Origin of the sequence: Pseudonocardia sp. SID8383 (assembly GCF_009864975.1) — a bacterium.
Lineage (GTDB): Bacteria > Actinomycetota > Actinomycetes > Mycobacteriales > Pseudonocardiaceae > Pseudonocardia > Pseudonocardia alni.
This window is the reverse complement of record NZ_WWFY01000129.1, coordinates 1-1,383: the sequence shown is the minus strand read 5'-3', so window position 1 is coordinate 1,383 and position 1,383 is coordinate 1. Positions and strand designations below refer to the sequence as shown.

1 protein-coding gene is annotated in these 1,383 nt (G+C 78.7%); it reads right to left on the bottom strand.

Going from position 1 to position 1,383, the window contains the following annotated elements; all coding sequences use genetic code 11:
* Nucleotides 1-1,383 (bottom strand): PD-(D/E)XK nuclease family protein (locus tag GTW08_RS03040; RefSeq protein ID WP_161151381.1); only part of this gene is annotated, 1,383 nt, incomplete at both ends.

Sequence of the window (1,383 nt, the reverse complement as noted above, 5' to 3'; positions counted from 1 at the left end):
CCGTCGGTGTCGACCGGCAGGAGCGCGGCCCCCGCCGGGTCGTCGTCGCCCGCACCGATGCCGCCGAGGGGCAGGCCCGGGTCGTCGCCCTCGCTGTCGCCCTCGCCGTCGTCCTCGCCGTCCAGGTCCAGCTGCACCGGCTGCTCGACGGCCACCAGCTCCAGCCCCTCGGTACGGCTGCGGCGGACCCAGTCGTCGAAGGCGGCGAGCATCTCCCGCACCCGGACCAGCTCGCGGCGCCCGAACCACGGCGCCCCGGAGTCCAGCCGCCGCCACGCCGAGCGCAGCGCCTCCTCCAGCTCCACCGGGTCGGCCCCGGCGGCGCGGGCCTGCACCAGCGCGTGCACCAGGGACCCGGTGACCGCCGACAGCGCGCCGGTCTCGTCGCCGCCGTGCCGGGACAGCACCCAGCGCAGCGGGCAGCCGGCGATCGTCTCGACGTCGGAGGGCGAGATCGGGACGAGCTCGCCCTCGGCGCGCAGCGGGGCGCCGTCGGACAGGTCGGCGACGCCGTACCAGTCGTCGGGGTGGGCTCCGGGGACGCCGTCCGCGGCGAGCCGGGCCAGCTGGGTCGCCGCCCGGTGACGACGTGCGGCCCGTCCCGGGTCGCCGTGGTCGGGCTCGGTGACGGCGCGCCGCAGCTCCCCGACCAGCTCGGCCGTCACCAGGGAGCGCTCGGGCCGGTGCACCGGGCGGGCCTCGGCGGCGTCGGCGGGGCGGGGGTCGAGCTCGTCGAGGAACCGGGAGGGCTGCTCGTCCTCCCCCTGCACGGCGCTGACCAGCAGCGTCGTCCGGGCACGGGTGCAGGCGACGTAGAACAGCCGCCGCTCCTCGGCGAGCAGTGGCGCCGTGCGGGAGACCGCGTCGTCGGGGGCGGCGACCCCGCCGACGAGGTCGACGAGCCGTTCGTGGCCGAGCAGGCTGCCGCGCAGCCGTACGTCGGGCCACAGCCCCTCCTGCACCCCGGGCACCGCGACGACCGTCCACTCCCGGCCGCGGGCGCCGTGTGCGGTGAGCAGCTCGACCGCGCCGCCCCGGGGCGCCTGCGGGGCCAGCGTCTCCCCCGGCAGCTGCTGGTCGAGCAGGTACTCCAGGAACCCGCCGACGTCGGCGCCGGGCAGCCGGTCGGTGTAGCGGGCGGCCGCGTCGAACAGGGCCAGGACCGCGTCGAGGTCCCGGTCGGCGGCCGCTCCGCCGGGGCCGCCGCGGGCGCTGGCCTCGCTCCAGCGCTTCGCCAGGCCGGTGCGCCGCCACACCTTCCACAACGTCTCCTCGACCTGCTCGCCCGCGCCGATCGAGCGGGCGGCGGTGTCGAGGAGGCGGCCCACGTCGCGCATCGGGGCGGCCTCGGCGGGCGAGAGCATCGGCAGCGGGTCGGGCCGG